The organism is Pseudoalteromonas sp. A22 (assembly GCF_018141345.1).
GTDB lineage: Bacteria > Pseudomonadota > Gammaproteobacteria > Enterobacterales > Alteromonadaceae > Pseudoalteromonas > Pseudoalteromonas maricaloris.
The window spans coordinates 809,194-826,190 of record NZ_CP047238.1 but is presented as its reverse complement, the minus strand read 5'-3'; the positions used below and the strand labels follow the sequence as shown (position 1 = coordinate 826,190).

Annotated in this window: 11 protein-coding genes, 1 tRNA gene and 1 pseudogene; 7 read left to right on the top strand and 6 right to left on the bottom strand. The window is 43.9% G+C overall.

The genetic code is table 11. From position 1 onward, the window contains the following. Window positions 1-7 precede the first annotated feature (7 nt). The 3 genes from GSF04_RS08510 to GSF04_RS08500 all read left to right on the top strand — a co-directional run bounded on the left by GSF04_RS08510 (window position 8) and on the right by GSF04_RS08500 (window position 3,651). Window positions 8-601: an XTP/dITP diphosphatase gene (locus tag GSF04_RS08510; protein ID WP_193522438.1), complete on the top strand. Its 594-nt coding sequence runs from the start codon at window positions 8-10 to the stop codon at window positions 599-601. Beyond that, a complete protein-coding gene (gene hemW, locus GSF04_RS08505; RefSeq protein ID WP_039494444.1) occupies window positions 598-1,734 on the top strand; it encodes a radical SAM family heme chaperone HemW in 1,137 nt (378 codons plus the stop codon). The genes GSF04_RS08510 and hemW overlap by 4 nt, the downstream gene beginning before the upstream one ends. A gap of 84 nt (window positions 1,735-1,818) precedes the next feature. Continuing rightward, a complete protein-coding gene (locus GSF04_RS08500; RefSeq protein ID WP_211859278.1) occupies window positions 1,819-3,651 on the top strand; it encodes a DUF885 domain-containing protein in 1,833 nt (610 codons plus the stop codon). A 400-nt stretch (window positions 3,652-4,051) separates the two neighbouring features. Here the strand turns inward: GSF04_RS08500 and GSF04_RS08495 are convergent, their stop codons facing one another. From GSF04_RS08495 to GSF04_RS08485, 4 genes and pseudogenes are all read right to left on the bottom strand, one after another. After that, on the bottom strand, window positions 4,052-5,854 hold the full coding sequence (locus tag GSF04_RS08495) for a HAMP domain-containing sensor histidine kinase (RefSeq protein ID WP_211859277.1): 1,803 nt from the start codon (window positions 5,852-5,854) through the stop codon (window positions 4,052-4,054). 44 nt (window positions 5,855-5,898) lie between these two features. Beyond that, window positions 5,899-7,100, bottom strand: a pseudogene (locus GSF04_RS08490) (diguanylate cyclase). Window positions 7,101-7,806: 706 nt separating this feature from the next. Beyond that, complete coding sequence (locus tag GSF04_RS23450) at window positions 7,807-7,938, bottom strand: hypothetical protein (RefSeq protein WP_260491979.1); 132 nt, start codon at window positions 7,936-7,938, stop codon at window positions 7,807-7,809. A 354-nt stretch (window positions 7,939-8,292) separates the two neighbouring features. Then, window positions 8,293-8,377: transfer RNA gene (locus tag GSF04_RS08485), tRNA-Leu, on the bottom strand. 317 nt (window positions 8,378-8,694) lie between these two features. Between GSF04_RS08485 and GSF04_RS08480 the strand changes: the two genes are divergently transcribed. Beyond that, window positions 8,695-9,192: an RDD family protein gene (locus tag GSF04_RS08480; RefSeq protein WP_069020908.1), complete on the top strand. Its 498-nt coding sequence runs from the start codon at window positions 8,695-8,697 to the stop codon at window positions 9,190-9,192. Window positions 9,193-9,285: 93 nt separating this feature from the next. Here the strand turns inward: GSF04_RS08480 and lptG are convergent, their stop codons facing one another. Both lptG and lptF read right to left on the bottom strand, forming a co-directional pair. Next, window positions 9,286-10,353 (bottom strand): LPS export ABC transporter permease LptG, encoded by a 1,068-nt coding sequence (lptG, locus tag GSF04_RS08475; protein ID WP_211859276.1) that lies wholly within the window; start codon window positions 10,351-10,353, stop codon window positions 9,286-9,288. Continuing rightward, a complete protein-coding gene (gene lptF / locus GSF04_RS08470) occupies window positions 10,350-11,462 on the bottom strand; it encodes an LPS export ABC transporter permease LptF (protein WP_039494438.1) in 1,113 nt (370 codons plus the stop codon). The genes lptG and lptF overlap by 4 nt, the downstream gene beginning before the upstream one ends. A 196-nt stretch (window positions 11,463-11,658) precedes the next feature. On the opposite strand from lptF, the gene pepA reads away from it, so the two are divergent. The 3 genes from pepA (at window position 11,659) to GSF04_RS08455 (ending at window position 16,934) form a co-directional block, all read left to right on the top strand. Then, window positions 11,659-13,170, top strand: a complete 1,512-nt coding sequence (gene pepA / locus GSF04_RS08465) for a leucyl aminopeptidase (protein ID WP_010377415.1) — start codon at window positions 11,659-11,661, stop codon at window positions 13,168-13,170. A 447-nt stretch (window positions 13,171-13,617) separates the two neighbouring features. Then, the gene (locus tag GSF04_RS08460) at window positions 13,618-14,064 is read left to right on the top strand and encodes a DNA polymerase III subunit chi (protein WP_010377414.1); all 447 of its coding nucleotides are present in this window, start codon (window positions 13,618-13,620) and stop codon (window positions 14,062-14,064) included. A gap of 20 nt (window positions 14,065-14,084) precedes the next feature. Then, window positions 14,085-16,934 (top strand): valine--tRNA ligase, encoded by a 2,850-nt coding sequence (locus GSF04_RS08455; RefSeq protein WP_211859275.1) that lies wholly within the window; start codon window positions 14,085-14,087, stop codon window positions 16,932-16,934. The last annotated feature ends 63 nt before the right edge of the window (window positions 16,935-16,997 follow it).

The following is a 16,997-nucleotide window of genomic DNA, read 5'->3' as shown; positions in this document are numbered from 1 at the left end:
GAAACATATGTCAAATAAAGTGGTACTTGCCACGGGCAACCAAGGTAAAGTCAAAGAACTTAGCGCGATGCTAAATCAGTATGACATTGAGGTATTACCGCAAAGTGATTTCAAGGTGCCAGAGGTTGCAGAAACCGGCACGACCTTTGTGGAAAACGCCATTATCAAGGCTCGTCATGCTGCTAAGATTTCTGGCTTGCCTGCCATTGCCGATGACTCAGGCCTTGAGGTAGACGCATTAAACGGCGCACCTGGAGTATATTCAGCGCGTTATGCTGGCGCAAACGCCGACGACCAAAAAAATATTGATCACTTACTCGCAGCGCTTGGTGAACAAACTGAGCGCAGCGCCCGTTTTTGGTGTGTTTTAGTTTATATGCGCCACGCTGACGACCCAACGCCGATTATTTGTCAGGCGAGTTGGGAAGGTGAAATCACCACAACACAACAAGGCCGAGAAGGGTTTGGTTACGACCCAATCTTTAAGGTACAAGGTTTAGACTGCACATCAGCAGAGCTAACCAAGGAAGAAAAAAACGCAATCAGCCATAGAGGACAGGCACTTAAACAACTCGTCAGTCACTTTCAAGGCCTCGCGTGAAACTACCTCCATTAAGTCTTTATGTGCACGTACCTTGGTGCGTGCAAAAGTGCCCTTACTGTGATTTCAACAGCCATGGTAAAAAGGGCGATATTCCTGAAACGGAATATATTCAACATTTGCTCCACGATATCAAAGCCGATCTTCACTATGTTCAAGGCCGTAAACTCAGTAGTATTTTTATTGGCGGTGGCACCCCTAGCCTGCTTTCCGGTGAAGCGTACCGCTATTTACTCAGTGAAATTGAGGCGCTAATTGGTTTTGAGGATGACATTGAAGTCACTTTAGAAGCAAATCCAGGCACAGTTGAGACAGATCGTTTTAAGCATTATGTCGCGGCTGGCATCAATCGTATTTCGATAGGAGTGCAAAGCTTACAACAGGAAAAGCTTACTCAACTTGGTCGTATTCATGGCGAGCAAGAAGCGCTCAATGCCGCACAAGAAGCCCATCAAGCAGGGTTAAATAGCTTTAATCTTGATTTGATGCATGGCCTTCCCAATCAATCTGTTAGCGACGCCTTAAGTGATTTAGAAAAAGCCATTGCGATGGCACCGCCACACCTTTCTTGGTATCAATTAACCATTGAGCCAAATACGCAGTTTGCCTCTAAGCCCCCGGTTTTACCTGAGGATGAAACACTGTGGGACATCCAAGAACAAGGTCAGGCATTACTTGCAGAGCACGGCTACCAGCAATATGAGATCTCAGGCTATGCCAAAGCGGGGTTTCAATGTCGACATAACTTGAATTATTGGCAATTTGGCGATTATCTCGGGATCGGCTGTGGTGCGCATGGCAAAATCACTTTGCCTGAGCAGCAACAGATCTTAAGAACCGTAAAGGTAAAGCACCCTCGCGGCTATATGGATCTGAGTAAACCCTATTTGTATGAGCAGTGGCATGTTGCAAGCGATGACAGACCATTTGAGTTTTTTATGAATGTGTTCCGTTTAAAAACTGCCGCATCAAAACAACAGTTTATTGACTACACTGGTCTTGAACTTAGCGCTATTGCAACGCAAATTGCTGAGGCCGTAGATAAGGGTTTGATTGAGGAAACCAACGATTCATGGCTAGTTACAAATAAAGGCCACCGATACCTCAACGATCTGCTAGAGTTATTTGTTTAATAAGATATAGAAATTATGCGGGTGATATTCACTGCAACCCGCATGAAAACCGCCATTCGGCAACATATAATAAAAGGGTATAAAATGCGTAAATTAACCATTTTAGCAGCAGCGGTAAGCGTCGCGCTTTTTGCTGGCTGTCAACAAACCACACACTCTCCAGCACCTACTCCAAAAGCTGAACAACAAGTCGTAAAAAGTGAAGTAGAAAAGGCGAACGCACTTTTTGAAGCGTCGTTTACCCGTGGCGTAATGCGTAGCCCAGTTTACCAAACTTATATGGGTATCAAACAAGACTACGACAAGTGGGATGACGGCAGCGAAGCGCGCCAACTTGAAGATCTTGAACTGACGAAACAAGACTTAGCTGCGCTTAATGCAATTGATCGCAGTAAGCTAGATGCCAATACGCAAGTGAGCTACGACTTATTCAAGCAAGGTCTTGAAAACACCATTGCTGATTTTAAATGGCGTTATCACTCATATCCGGTAAATCAGATGTATGGTACACACTCAATGGTGCCTGCATTTTTAATCAACCAGCATCAAATTACCGATGTGAAAGATGCCAAAGCCTATATCTCACGTTTAAACGGTGTACCGGCTGTATTTGATCAGCTCATCGTTGACTTAAAAGCGCGTGCGGACAAAGGTATTATTGCACCGAAATTCGTTTTCCCTCACGTCATTGAATCAAGTGAAAATATCATTAAAGGTGCGCCATTTGCTGCGGGTGACGACTCAACGTTACTGGCTGACTTCAAACGCAAAGTAGCAACACTTGAAATCAGTGAAGACGAGAAGTCAGTGCTGGTAAAAGAAGCAACTGACGCGCTAACAACAGCAGTAAAACCTGCTTATAACAAGTTGATTGGCTACCTACATAAACTTGAGAAAAAAGCAGACAAACGTGATGGAGCATGGAAATTTCCTAACGGCGAAAAATTTTATAATAACGCCCTAGCACGTACGACAACCACAGCATTAAGCGCTGAAGAAATTCACGAAATCGGTTTATCTGAAGTGGCGCGTATTCATGACGAAATGCGAGCAATCAAGGAGAAAGTGGGCTTCAAAGGCGATTTAAAAGCCTTTATGGAGTTCATGAAAACTGACAAGCAGTTTTACCTTCCAAATACAGAAGCTGGTAAGGCACAATATTTAGCTGAAGCCAAAGCGATGATCGATAATATGAAGTCACGCTTGGATGAGCTGTTTATCGTTAAGCCAAAAGCGGACATGATAGTAAAACGCGTAGAGGCATTCCGCGAAAAATCTGCTGGTAAAGCTTTCTACCAGCAACCTGCGCCTGACGGATCACGTCCTGGTGTTTACTATGCAAACCTTTACGACATGGAAGCGATGCCGACTTACCAAATGGAAGCCTTGGCTTATCACGAAGGTATTCCGGGTCACCACATGCAGATCGCGATTGCTCAAGAGCTAGAAGATATGCCTAAATTCCGTAAGTTTGGTGGCTACACTGCATACATCGAAGGTTGGGGCTTATATTCTGAGCTTGTACCAAAAGAAATGGGTTTATACGAAGACCCTTATTCAGATTTTGGTCGCTTATCGATGGAATTATGGCGTGCGTGCCGTTTAGTAGTAGACACGGGGATCCATGCAATGAAGTGGACACGTCAAGAAGGTATTGATTACTACGTAAATAATACACCTAATGCTAAGTCAGACGCAGTGAAGATGGTAGAGCGCCATATTGTTATGCCTTCACAAGCTACAGCGTATAAAGTGGGGATGTTGAAGATCTTAGAACTTCGTGAAGCCGCTAAGAAAGAACTAGGCGATAAGTTTGATATTCGTGAGTTCCACGACGTCGTACTGAAAAATGGCCCAGTTCCACTAAACGTGCTTGAATCATTTGTTGATGAGTGGGTAGCGAGCAAAAAAGGCTAATACCTACTGCCAATGAACCGAATAAAAGCCAGCATGATCAGTCATGCTGGCTTTTTTACTTTATTTACCTTACATAAGCTGTATTCAGATAAGCAAATCCGCATAAGAAATAACGGCCGCTAGAAAGCGAGTTGTTATCCCACGCTCCAGTTACTTAACCTGAGGTTTGGATAAGGAATGAGCTAACTAATTGCTTTTAAACTCACATTAAACTATTTCCTTATCTAGCCAGAGAGTTTTGGGGATAACCCCGCTCTCGCGTCCTGCTACCGCCCTGGTACCTACATCCTGTAGGCAAGACGAATTCACTTCCAATAGCTAGCTATTGGAAGTGAATTCAACGCAGTTAGCACAAAAACTGGCTGCTAGAAAGGCGTTAATTATCCGAAGCTCAGGTTACTCACTCTTCTGTAAAATTAAACTCTGTTCCGGTTAAAATAATATGTAAGCAGGCACCGCCATGCGCAGGACTTTGCATTTTGATTTCACCCTTCAACTTCTGTGTTACTAAGTTATATACGATACTCAAGCCAAGCCCTGTCCCTCCCGAAAAACGCTTCGAAGTAACGAAAGGCTCAAAGATAGCGGGCAATAGCTCTTTATCTATTCCCGCGCCGTCATCTTTAAAATAAAAATGGATATAATCATTAATTAATACGGTAGATACCACAATATTGAGCTTTTGCCCGTCAATCTTGGCGTGCTTGATGCAATTGTTAATACTGTACCCAACAACTTGGCTAAACACCGACGGGTAGCTGATCAAAGTTAGGTTTTCGGGGATTTCGAGTTCAATGGCATAGTCTTCTTGGTTTAATTCTGATTGGTAGCAATCAAAGACATTTTTAACTAAATGCTTAAGGTTGAACGTGCTCTTTTCTTCAAACTCTCGATTCACTGCCACAAGCTTAAAATCATCTACCAGCGAGGCTGTGCGGTGGAGGTTATTTTCTAATAAATATAGCGCGGCTTCTGCCTCAGTAATTAGTGTCGTCAAGGTTTGCCGCTGTAACTTACCAAGTTCAAGTTGCGATTTTAGTGTCGCGACTTGCTCTTTTAAATGCGATTGGCTGGTAATAGCAACACCAAGAGGCGTATTAAGCTCATGAGCAAAGCCACTCACCATATTTCCTAAACTCGCCATTTTGGCTTCTTCGATTAAGCGTTGCTGCGCTGCGCTTAGGCGCGCAAGCAAGGTTTCAATAAATGCTAATAGGTCATCAAGTTGATGAGCTATTTGTGCAATCTCATCGTTACCGTCAATATTCACCCTTAAGCTAAAGTCCTCAAGCTTAGCTACTTTTACGAGTACTTTATTGATAGCCAGTATATGCCGTGTGACTTTGCTATTTTGATAATTCAGTAAGATAAGCACGGCAATATTCATCAGCACAATTAAAATAAGACCATATAATATGATACTTTCTTTACGTTCTTGTGTAACGGCTTGGGTACGGATTGATACTAGCTCAAACTGGCTTCTTAATTTTTGCTTCTCGGTGAATAGCTCCGCACGAACGCCTTCACCATCGTGCAAACCTAGCTTTCGCAAAATAGCAACATAGCTTGCAAAACCCGCTTCATAACGTTTAAGCAAATTGCTTATCTCTTCACTTAGCGCGCTGTCTTTGATTAGTTGCTCAGCATGCATGACGAGTTGTTCATGCTGCTGCAAATAACTTAAGTCAGCTCTTAACAAAAAGTCTTTTTCTCTACGCCTTAATTCCAATATGGCAATTTCCAACTGAGGTATAGCTTTACCAGAAATTCGATCCTGCAAAGCATGAGCGCTACGTCTGAACTCACCATAAATACCTGCATTTTCGTCATAGCCGAGCTGTTCATGCAAGCGGATAAGTTCATCTAGTTTACCAAAGTAAGCTTTTGACAGTTCATCGAGCTGTAATAGCAACGGCAGCAAGGCCTCTTCATTGGCCATAGAATTAAGCAAGTTACTAAAGCTATCCTGATAGCTGTACTTTAATTGTGGGATGGCAGAAACATCATCTTTTTGTGCTCGAATAAGAATGTGCTCTTCTTGATCTATGGTTCGTTGTAGAGCGGTTTGCAGCTGAGTAAGTTGTGCAGTAAGGCGGGCACTACGACTCACTTCGTAATACAAGAACCAACTGACGAAAATGATCACAATCGCAGAAGTCAACGCGGCAATTTTGAAAAATAGAACTGACTGCTTTAGCTGCACGGCACATTCTCACTTAATTGATACTCTGTAAGCTTAGTATAGTTCTAGTGGGTTTCCTGATTTGTTTCCAAAACCTCACTTTCTTTTTGCTGTCGTTGCGACAGATTTTTATCGTAATACATGCTGTGGTCGGCGCGAGCCATGAGTTCAGAAACACTATCTTGATTTGCTGTAGGGAAAGCATAACCAACGCTCACCGTCGTTTGAATAGTGTGTCTATCAACTTGTAGCGGTTGCTTTTCAACCTGCTCCTTAATATTTTTTATAATTGAGTTAACCAAAGCGTCTTCTGATACTCTGTGCAAAATAATAACAAACTCGTCCCCCCCAATCGCGCAATAAAGTCGTACACACGCACTGAGTTCATCAAAATTGACGAGACATGGAGTAACAGCTTATCTCCCACTTCATGACCAAACTTATCATTTACTTGTTTAAAATTATTTAGATCGAGGTTAAGCAGCACAAATGACGGTTGCTCTGAACGACCAAGTAACGTATTGAGTTGCCTAATCGCATAGCGACGGTTGGGCAACTTAGTTAAATCATCTTGCAACGAGGCGGTATGTGCTAAGTGATACGAACGATAGAGTACTAATAACGAGAGAAACAATATTGAGGCAACAGCAGTAACCAAAATCTGAGCTTGTTGCCTTTCCTCCGCATAGGTGTTCTCGTCTATTTGATAATCAGCCACAAGCTGCCATTCACCAGATGGTAAATTGATTGGGATGACTAAATCTGGTGTTTCAAACAAGGTAGCAGAGCCATAAAATACATCCCCCTGTTCACCTAGTCCATCTCGACCTCGAATCGCTAAAGTGGCACTGTCCAACTCGTTAATGCCACTGTATTCAAGCAGCTTTTGATAATCTAGAACTACACTAATCGCGCCCCAGTAGTTTTCATTCCTCGGATAATCTGAAAACACAGGAAACCTCGCTATCAATGCTTCACCGCCTTGTACTAGCTGCAATGGACCGGCGATAAATACCTTTTGAGAGGCTCTTGCAATTTCAACGGTGCGAAACTGTTCAGGGTTAGTACGAAAATCGAAACCGATAGCCGCTCGGTTCCCTTCAACTGGATAGACATGACTGATGATATTATTTGGCGCGAGACCGACATGGCGAATCAGCGTCGACTTTTCAACGGCTTTAGCAACCACATGAGACCAATGCTCAATTGCAAAGTCAGGATCGATTGTAACAAAAGTCGCTAAACTCTCAGCTAGATAGGTGTCCATAAATATGGCGTTTTCAATTTTAGCGCGGACAAGTGAAATGTTAGACCTTACCGTTTCGGTTCTTTCGCTTACTTCCTGAACCACAATAGAGTGAGAAATAAGATTTACCGCGTAGAAAGTCAAACTCCAGAACACGATGGTAAACAACGATAACAGCACTATGGTTTGCTTTTCTACGGTTACCTTCATCGCCTCTCTTGCCTAATAAAATCTAGCTGCTTAAATCTACAATAAACCAATTTAATTACAAAAGCATAGGCAATTTACCGAAAACTGCCAGTTTTGTGAGGAAGTAACTGCCGGTTTAGAATAATGGGTTGAACCGTGGAGGTGGCTTGATTTGTAGCGACGAATAGCACCTGTGGTGTGACGCTTGCTTAAATCAATTCATCGAGATAAGAGCAATTCGTTCGTCAAGATAAGCCCAATTAGTCGAGATAAATCTCGACCTACAATTCAGGCATAAAAAACCTTGCTAAAAAGCAAGGGTTATAAAAAGTGGTACCAGTGGGTGGACTCTTAACCTGTATTAGCGCCACCCGCGTGGCGACCAAGTCCAGTTCCACAAGGCTGGTCTGTAGAGAGAAACCAATCCATTGAGATAAGACTAATTCGTTCGTCGAGATAAATCTCGACCTACAATTCAGGCATAAAAAACCTTGCTAAAAAGCAAGGGTTATAAAAAGTGGTACCAGTGGGCGGACTCTTAACCTGTATTAGCGCCACCCGCGTGGCGTCCAAGTCCAGTTGCACAAGGCTGGTCTGTAGAGAGAAACCAATCCACTGAGCCAATTAATCTAATTCGTCGAGATAAATCTCGACCTACAATTCGAGGCATAAAAAAACCCTTGCTAGAAAGCAAGGGTTATAAAAAGTGGTACCAGTGGGTGGACTCTTAACCTGTATTAGCGCCACCCGCGTGGCGTCCAAGTCCAGTTGCACAAGGCTGGTCTGTAGAGAGAAACCAATCCATTGAGATAAGACTAATTCGTTCGTCGAGATAAATCTCGACCTACAATTCAGGCATAAAAAACCTTGCTAAAAAGCAAGGGTTATAAAAAGTGGTACCAGTGGGCGGACTCTTAACCTGTATTAGCGCCACCCGCGTGGCGTCCAAGTCCGATACCATAATTTCAAAGCATAAATTCAAGGCATAAAAAAACCCTTGCTAAAAAGCAAGGGTTATAAAAAGTGGTACCAGTGGGCGGACTTGAACCGCCACGCCCGAAGGCAACGGATTTTGAATCCGTCATGTCTACCAATTCCATCACACTGGCATAATTTTTCTTTCATCTTCTAAAACAAGAGAAAATAAAGAAAAACCACTTTGAGCTCAGGCTTTTTTTATTTGCCTTCGTCTCTATGCTTTGCATTATACAAAGGCGATTAAGAACGGCAAGTAATTTTTTTGCAATAAGGCGTTAACTGCTTGTTATTTGCGCACAAGCTGTTAAATATTGCCCTAAAGTCAACTTTATTCCTGCTAAAACGGCAAGGGCAAGGCGTTGCTAATCCATTAGTTAACGTAATTCAGTAAACGTTTTATCGGTTTATGTGTAAAATACTCCGCAACCTTGTAATTATGAGAGTTGTTATGTCACATTTTGCTCCAGCGAATTTCAGCCGTCGCTTGGCTTCACTTATATACGACAGCTTAGTGGTCGTCGCGTTCGCAATGCTGACTACCGTGTTATTTTTACTAACCATCAATGCCTTAATTTCATTTAACCTGCTCGCGCTTGGCAATCATGAAGACGTATCGGCGCTGATCCAAGCGGATCCTATCTTATATACACTTAGAGCTATGTTATTGGTGCTGGTTTCGGTGCTGTTTTTTGCCTATTTTTGGACTAAGAGCGGCCAAACTATCGGCATGCGCGCGTGGCGCTTAAAAGTGCAAACCCCTGACGGAGCACTGTTAACTTGGCCAAAAGCAATCGCTCGTAGCCTATGCGCGCTACTTGGACTGGGTAATCTGATAGTATTGTTAGACTTTAAAAAGAAAAGATCGCTCCAGGATATGCTGTGTGGCACTGAGGTAGTGGTACTGAGCAAAGAGGAAAATAAAAAGGTGTATAACAGCTTAGACTAATCTAAGCTTCAAATAGCAGCCTATTCCATTAGCCATGTCCATAAAAAATATAGGCCTCAATATGAGGCCTATATTTTTACTTAATTCAAAACGTTAATTTTGTTTCTTCAGCAGATGGATAGCCAATCCAATAAATAACAAGCTTGGCATTAACGCACCAACTACCGGTGGAACTTGATATACCATCACGATAGGGCCAAAAATTTCATTATTCAGATGGAAAGCTAAGCCTGTTACCACGCCCATAATAATCCGCGCGCCCATGCTCACCGTCCTCAATGGCCCGAAGATAAATGACAAAGCCACCAGCAGCATTACCCCAATCGTCAGCGGCTGCATCACCTTACGCCACAGCGCGAGTTCATAGCTACTTGAATCTTGCTCATTTTGCTTTAGATAAGCGAGAAATGACCATAACCCTGTAAAAGACAAAGCATCGGGCTCTATCGATACAACACCTAGCCTGTCTTCACTTAATTCAGACTCGTAGAGCATTGATTTTGAATAATGCGTTGTAATTTGCTGTTGATCGATATGCACTTCTTCCACATCTTGCAATTGCCAGCCGTTAGATATGCTTTGCGCCGACTGAGCGCGTACGATTTTTGCTAGTGTTAGTGAGTCATCGAAATAATAAATTGCGATATCTTTAAGCTTACCGTTTTTTTCAACATTACCAATGTTAATAAAATTGCCGCCGTCTTTCGCCCAAACACCACGCTGAGCGCTGTAGACTTCACCGCCATAAATTGCTTCGTTTTTTAACCGTTTTGCGGTTTGCTCCGCTTTTGGTGCGCCCCACTCTCCAAGCGCCATCATCAGTAATGCCAGCACCACTGCCGTTTTCATCACCGACATGATAATTTGAAAACGCGACCACCCAGCCGCTTGCATAACAATTAGTTCACTGCTTGAGGCAAGTGCACCAAGACCAATCAGGCCACCAATCAGCGCAGCCATCGGGAAAAAGACGACGATATCGCTTGGCATGCTGTAAATGGTGTAGAGCATGGCACCGAGTAAATCATAGCTGCCACGACCAACCGAGCGCAGTTGCTCAATAAACTTTATAAGCGTATTGATCCCAACAAAAACTAATAGCGCGAAACCCGTGGTTTGTAAGATGCTACGCCCTAAGTACCAATCTAGCGTCTTCATCATACCGTCGTCTCCCGTTTGATAAATACCGAGCGCACCCACACACCAAAAGGTCTTCCTTTCGCAATTAAATAAACGCCGATAAAGAGCACACTTAGGTGGATCCACCAGAGACCAACTGAAGCTGGCACTTTTTCTTCAGCTAACAAAAACTTGCCTGCATTGAGTAAAATGAAATAACCCAAATATAGCGTAATTGCTGGCACGAGCTTAGCGAACTTGCCTTGTCTTGGGTTTACCACACTCAAAGGAACCGCCAGTAAAGTGAGTAGCAAAATGGAAATGGGCACCGATAATCGCAACTGAAATTGTGCTTTTGCTTCTGGCGTATCCATTTCAAGTAACTGTAAGCTTGGAATAGCCTCTAATTTACGGCGCTGGTGTTCAATTTCTTGTTCTTTAATTTGCACTTGATAAGTACCGAATTCAGTGCGATTAAGTGCTTGGCTGAAACCATCGGTCTCGTACCGCTTACCTTCATGAAGGAGTAATTGCTGCTCACCACTATCAAGCTCAATCACTTCACCTTTTTGCGCATACACTAAACGAGCGGCTTGATTTGAGTCCTTCTCGGGCAATTGCGCGACAAACACTTTGTCTAATTCGCGGCCTTGTTCGCTAATACCGTGAACAAATACCACCGCTTTTTCATTGCCCGTTTGCTGAAATCTACCGGCTCTGAGAGTAGAAAGCCCCGATTCCGCATCAGCTTGCTCTCTTAATTGGTACTCTTTTTCGCTCGCCCAAGGCGCAATATACATGCTCACACAAGCGGCCAGTAATGCAAAAAAGACACTGGAGACTAAAGTTACCCTAACGACATACCACTCGCTGACCCCGCAAGCGCGTAGCACCGTCATTTCACTGTCGGCGTAGATGCGACTATAGGCTAAGATGATCCCAAGAAAGAGACTAAGCGGTAAAATATATCCGGCCAACTGTGGCAGTTTCAACGCAAGCATAGCAAGTACTAACTTACCCGGTATACTCCCTTCAGACGCTGAGCTCAGAATGAGTACAAACTTTTGTGACAAAAATATTGTCATTAAGGTGAGAAAAACCGCAACCTGAGATTTTAGTACTTCACCCGTTAAATAGCGGAAAATAAGCAATGTTCGTCCCTATAAAACGTCTTGTTTCACTGGAATAGTGGGAAAAATTGAGTAAACTGATTATTTTAGTCACTTTATTATATGTCAATGCGCCGGAATATCCTACCTAAGGTTAAAGCATATTCATGACTTTAATGTAGGAAAGTGTGTTGGCGTAAAAAGTTCAAAATGACATGACAAAGACTCAGGAGTCGCAATGGAATTCAGCGTTAAAAGTGGTAGTCCAGAGAAACAGCGTAGCGCATGTATTGTTGTAGGTGTATACGAGCCACGCCGTCTCTCACCAATTGGTGAACAGCTGGATAAAATAAGCGAAGGCTATATCTCAAATTTACTCAGACGTGGTGATCTTGAAGGCAAACCAGGACAAGTTCTACTTCTTCATCATGTACCAAATGTACTCAGCGAACGCGTTTTGTTGGTGGGTTGTGGTAAGGAAAGAGAGCTCGATGATAAACAATACAAACAAATCATCTCTAAGACCATCAATACGTTAAATGAAACTGGCTCAATGGAAGCGGTATGTTTTCTGACCGAGCAACATGTTAAGGGCCGTGATACTTACTGGAAAGTTCGCCAAGCGGTCGAAACCACGCAAGATTGCCTGTATACCTTTAATCAACTAAAAAGCAAAAAGAGTGAGGCTAGACGCCCGCTACGTAAAATCGTCTTTAACGTACCAACGCGCCGTGAATTAACAATCGGTGAAAGCGCTATTGAGCACGGTCTTGCTATCGCAGCTGGTAGTAAGTTGTGTAAAGACGTTGCGAATATGCCACCAAATATCTGCAACCCTCGTTATTTGGGCGAGCAAGCACAACAGTTGGCTGAAGACTTTGATAACGTTACCGTAAACCTTGTTGGTGAACAAGAAATGGAAGAGCTGGGTATGCACTCATACCTAGCAGTTGGCCGTGGTAGTCGCAACGAGTCAGTGATGTCGGTTATCCACTATAACGGTGGTGACGAAGGCCAAGCACCAATCGTATTCGTGGGTAAAGGCTTAACATTTGACTCGGGTGGTATTTCTATCAAGCCTGGCGAAGCGATGGATGAAATGAAATACGACATGGGCGGAGCCGCAGGCGTACTTGGCTTAATGCGAGCTGTCGTACAAATGCAACTGCCACTTAATGTAATTGGTGTTTTAGCTGGCTGCGAAAATATGCCAGGGGGCGATGCTTACCGTCCGGGCGATATTTTAACCACTATGTCCGGTCAAACCGTTGAAGTACTCAATACGGATGCCGAAGGCCGCTTAGTACTGTGCGATGCGCTAACTTACGTTGAAGCATTCGAGCCAGAAACCGTTGTCGATGTTGCGACATTAACGGGGGCATGTATCGTTGCACTTGGTAGCCATGCGACAGGTTTATTATCTAACCATAACCCGCTTGCCCATGATTTGCTAAAAGCGTCAGAACAAAGTGGCGACAGAGCGTGGCAACTGCCGCTTTGGGATGATTATCAAGAACAACTTGAAAGCCCATTTGCTGACTTTACGAACTTAGGTGGTCGCGCAGCTGGCACAATTACAGCCGCGTGTTTCTTGTCTAAATTTACGAAAAAGTACAACTGGGCGCATTTAGACATCGCAGGTACTGCATGGCGCAGCGGCAAGAACAAAGGCGCTACAGGTCGTCCTGTGCCTATGCTGATGCAATATTTACTTAATCGCGCCAATATCACGGACGCACAGCAAGACTAATAGTCTGGTCGCGACACTTAACAAGCATAAGTCGCGACATAAAGTCGCTGCTACATAAGGTTACTCCAAACCGTAGCAGCGGGTTTACCCCTCGACATGTAGCAGCGGGTTTACCCCGCGACTATATCCCGCACCAAATTAACACTACAAAGCCACTAAACCACTAAACCACTAAACCACTAAACCACTAAACCACCTCAACATGCACTTCCCCCACTTGCCATATTTTATTCTTCTTCTCTTGCTTCTTGATTGATGGTATTGCCTTTATATGGCAGAATACAGGCTTATTTGTGTGCATTTAAGTGGCGCTATAATTAGTTTTAAACTAAGCCGCGCATACTGATTTTCTTCGTCTACGCTATCACGGTAAACAAGATTACAGATATTGAGCAGCTGTGGAGCCTGTGGCAAACCTCAGTACTCCTCGCAATTGGTATTATTATCATGACTATCAAAGCGCGCTTTTACGTGTTAAAACAAAACGATGAGCCGGGGATTAGCGTTCCGGCTCATTTTGATCTGGCAGCACAAACTGCGGCGAGCTTATATCAAGCTGGACACCGTATCTTTGTTAACGTCGATAATACTGACGATGCTCATTTATTCGATGAGCACCTTTGGTGTTTTGACGCAGACAGGTTTGTGCCCCACAACTTACAAGGCGAAGGCCCCAAAGGCGGCGCACCGGTGGAAATTGGCACTATGCCTCCTGCTGCTCGTCGCCCCGTGCTTATTAATCTAGCTCGGGTCGTCCCTGACTTTATTCGTCGCTTTGAACAGGTGATAGATTTTGTGCCTGTTGAAGCCAGCGCTAAGCAAGCCGCACGAGAACGCTTTAAGCAACTTCGTGCACTTGGCGCAACAATTTCCACTGAAGACATTGAGAAATAGCATTTTTAGGGTTCTGTGTAATGGATAAAACCTACAATCCACAAGATATTGAACAGTCTTTGTATCAAGACTGGGAGTCAAATGGCTACTTTAAGCCATCAGGCAATGGTGACGCATACTCGATTATGATCCCACCGCCGAATGTCACAGGTAGTCTACACATGGGCCACGCGTTCCAAGACACTATCATGGACACTTTGATCCGCTACCAGCGTATGAAAGGTAAGAACACGCTATGGCAAGTGGGCACCGACCACGCAGGTATTGCAACTCAGATGGTGGTTGAGCGTAAGCTTGCAGCCGAAGAAGGTAAATCACGCCATGATTTAGGCCGTGACGAGTTCATCAATAAAATCTGGGAATGGAAAGACCAATCAGGTGGCACAATTACTAAACAGTTACGCCGCTTAGGTGCTTCTGTAGATTGGGATAGAGAACGTTTTACGATGGATGACGGCCTGTCTGAAGCGGTAAAAGAAGTATTCGTTCGCCTATATCAAGATGACTTAATCTACCGTGGTAAGCGTCTAGTTAACTGGGATCCTAAATTACACACTGCGATTTCTGATTTAGAAGTTGAGAATAAAGACAAGCAGGGCCATATGTGGAATTTGCGCTATCCACTTGCGGATGGCGTAACCACCAAAGATGGTAAAGACTACATTATCGTAGCAACCACTCGTCCAGAAACCATGCTAGGTGACACTGGTGTTGCGGTAAACCCGGATGATGAACGTTACCAAGACTTAATTGGTAAAGAAATTCTACTTCCTATCGTCAATCGTCGCATTCCTATCGTTGCTGATGAACATGCAGATATGGAAAAAGGCACGGGCTGCGTAAAAATCACGCCAGCACACGACTTTAACGATAACGAAGTTGGTAAGCGCCATGAGCTGCCAATGATCAACGTGTTCAACAAAGACGCAGCAGTTCTGAATACGGGTGAGTGCTTTACTTTTGATGGTAAGCCACTTGAAGCGATGGATGCCCCAATTCCAGAGCGTTTCCACGGCCTTGACCGTTTCGATGCGCGTAAGCAAATCGTTGACGAGTTTGAGCAGCTTGGTCTACTTGAGAAAATCGACGATCACAGTCTAACCGTTCCTTACGGTGACCGCTCTGGCGTAGTTATCGAGCCATTACTTACCGATCAGTGGTATGTTCGCGTTGCTCCTCTTGCAGAGCCTGCGGTAAAAGCGGTAGAAGATGGCGATATTCAATTTGTACCTAAGCAATACGAGAACATGTACTTCTCTTGGATGCGTGATGTCCAAGACTGGTGTATTTCACGTCAGCTTTGGTGGGGCCACAGGATCCCGGCATGGTATGACAGCGAAGGTAATGTATATGTTGGTCGTGACGAAGCTGAAGTTCGTCAAAACCATAACCTGGATGCGAGCGTAACGCTGACCCAAGATGAAGACGTACTAGACACTTGGTTCTCTTCTGCACTGTGGACTTTCTCAACGTTAGGTTGGCCTGAAAACACAGAAGATCTAAAGGTATTCCACCCTTCAGATACCTTGGTTACTGGTTTCGACATTATCTTCTTCTGGGTAGCTCGCATGATCATGATGACCATGCATTTCATCAAAGATGAAGATGGTAAACCTCAAGTTCCATTTAAGACCGTTTATGTGACTGGCCTTATTCGCGATGAAAATGGCGATAAGATGTCTAAGTCAAAAGGTAACGTGTTAGATCCACTAGACATGATTGACGGTATCGATCTTGAGAGCCTAGTGACTAAACGTACTGGCAACATGATGCAACCACAGCTTGCGGCAAAAATCGAAAAGAATACGCGCAAAACATTTGTCGATGGTATTGAAGCACACGGTACTGATGCATTGCGTTTCACTCTTGCAGCAATGGCGTCAACGGGACGTGATATCAACTGGGATATGAACCGTCTTGAAGGTTACCGTAACTTCTGTAACAAGCTTTGGAATGCTAGCCGTTATGTATTGATGAACACAGAAGAACAAGACTGTGGCTTCAACGATAACGAAAAAGTGTATTCTCTAGCGGATCGTTGGATTTTAGGCCAATTCCAAAATACGGTTAAGGTGTTCTCTGAGCACTTGGATAACTATCGCTTTGACCTTGCGGCAAACACCATTTATGAGTTCACATGGAACCAATTCTGTGACTGGTATCTAGAGCTAACTAAACCAATTCTATTTAAAGGCAATGAAGCGCAGCAGCGTGGTACACGCCATACGCTTATCACCGTATTAGAAGGCTTACTTCGTTCGATGCACCCACTAATGCCTTATATCACAGAGACAATTTGGCAACGTGTAGCACCAATCGCTGGTGTCGAAGCGAAGACAATTATGCTTGAAGCGTTCCCAGTATTCGACGAAAGCAAAGTTGATGCGCAAGCGATGGCTGATCTTGAGTGGGTGAAGCAGTTTATTATTGCTATCCGTAACATTCGTGGTGAAATGGACATCAGCCCAAGCAAGCCGCTAAACGTGTTACTTACTGGTGCAAGCGAAGATGACAAACGTCGTCTAGAAGAAAACCAAGCTTTCTTAAGCGCTCTGGCAAAACTGGAAACGGTAGATTTGCTTGCAAGCAAAGACGAAGCACCAGCTTGTGCGACTGCGTTTATCGGCGACCTTGAAATCATGATCCCAATGGCAGGTCTGATTGATGTAGAAGCAGAACTTGCGCGTATTGCTAAGCAGCTTGAAAAAGCAGAAAAAGGTCTTGAGCAGGTTGAAAAGAAACTCGCAAACGAAAAGTTTGTAAGTAACGCACCAGAAGCAGTACTTGCTAAAGAGAAAGCAAAATTAGCTGAGTTTAGCGATGCAAAAACTAAGCTACTTGAACAAAAAGCCAAGATAGAAAGCTTGTAATCGCTTTCTATCTTTGCTGGTTTTATACCATTTCAAGAATTAAAAAAGCCGCATATTGCGGCT

What these genes read in the sequence shown, in the direction of transcription:
- GSF04_RS08510 (WP_193522438.1), top strand. Translation starts at nt 8, where the DNA reads ATGTCAAATAAAGTGGTACTTGCCACGGGCAACCAAGGTAAAGTCAAA.
- GSF04_RS08500 (WP_211859278.1), top strand. Translation starts at nt 1,819, where the DNA reads ATGCGTAAATTAACCATTTTAGCAGCAGCGGTAAGCGTCGCGCTTTTT.
- GSF04_RS23450 (WP_260491979.1), bottom strand. Translation starts at nt 7,938, where the DNA reads ATGCCTCGAATTGTAGGTCGAGATTTATCTCGACGAATTAGATTAATT.
- GSF04_RS08480 (WP_069020908.1), top strand. Translation starts at nt 8,695, where the DNA reads ATGTCACATTTTGCTCCAGCGAATTTCAGCCGTCGCTTGGCTTCACTT.
- lptG (WP_211859276.1), bottom strand. Translation starts at nt 10,353, where the DNA reads ATGATGAAGACGCTAGATTGGTACTTAGGGCGTAGCATCTTACAAACC.
- pepA (WP_010377415.1), top strand. Translation starts at nt 11,659, where the DNA reads ATGGAATTCAGCGTTAAAAGTGGTAGTCCAGAGAAACAGCGTAGCGCA.
- GSF04_RS08460 (WP_010377414.1), top strand. Translation starts at nt 13,618, where the DNA reads ATGACTATCAAAGCGCGCTTTTACGTGTTAAAACAAAACGATGAGCCG.
- GSF04_RS08455 (WP_211859275.1), top strand. Translation starts at nt 14,085, where the DNA reads ATGGATAAAACCTACAATCCACAAGATATTGAACAGTCTTTGTATCAA.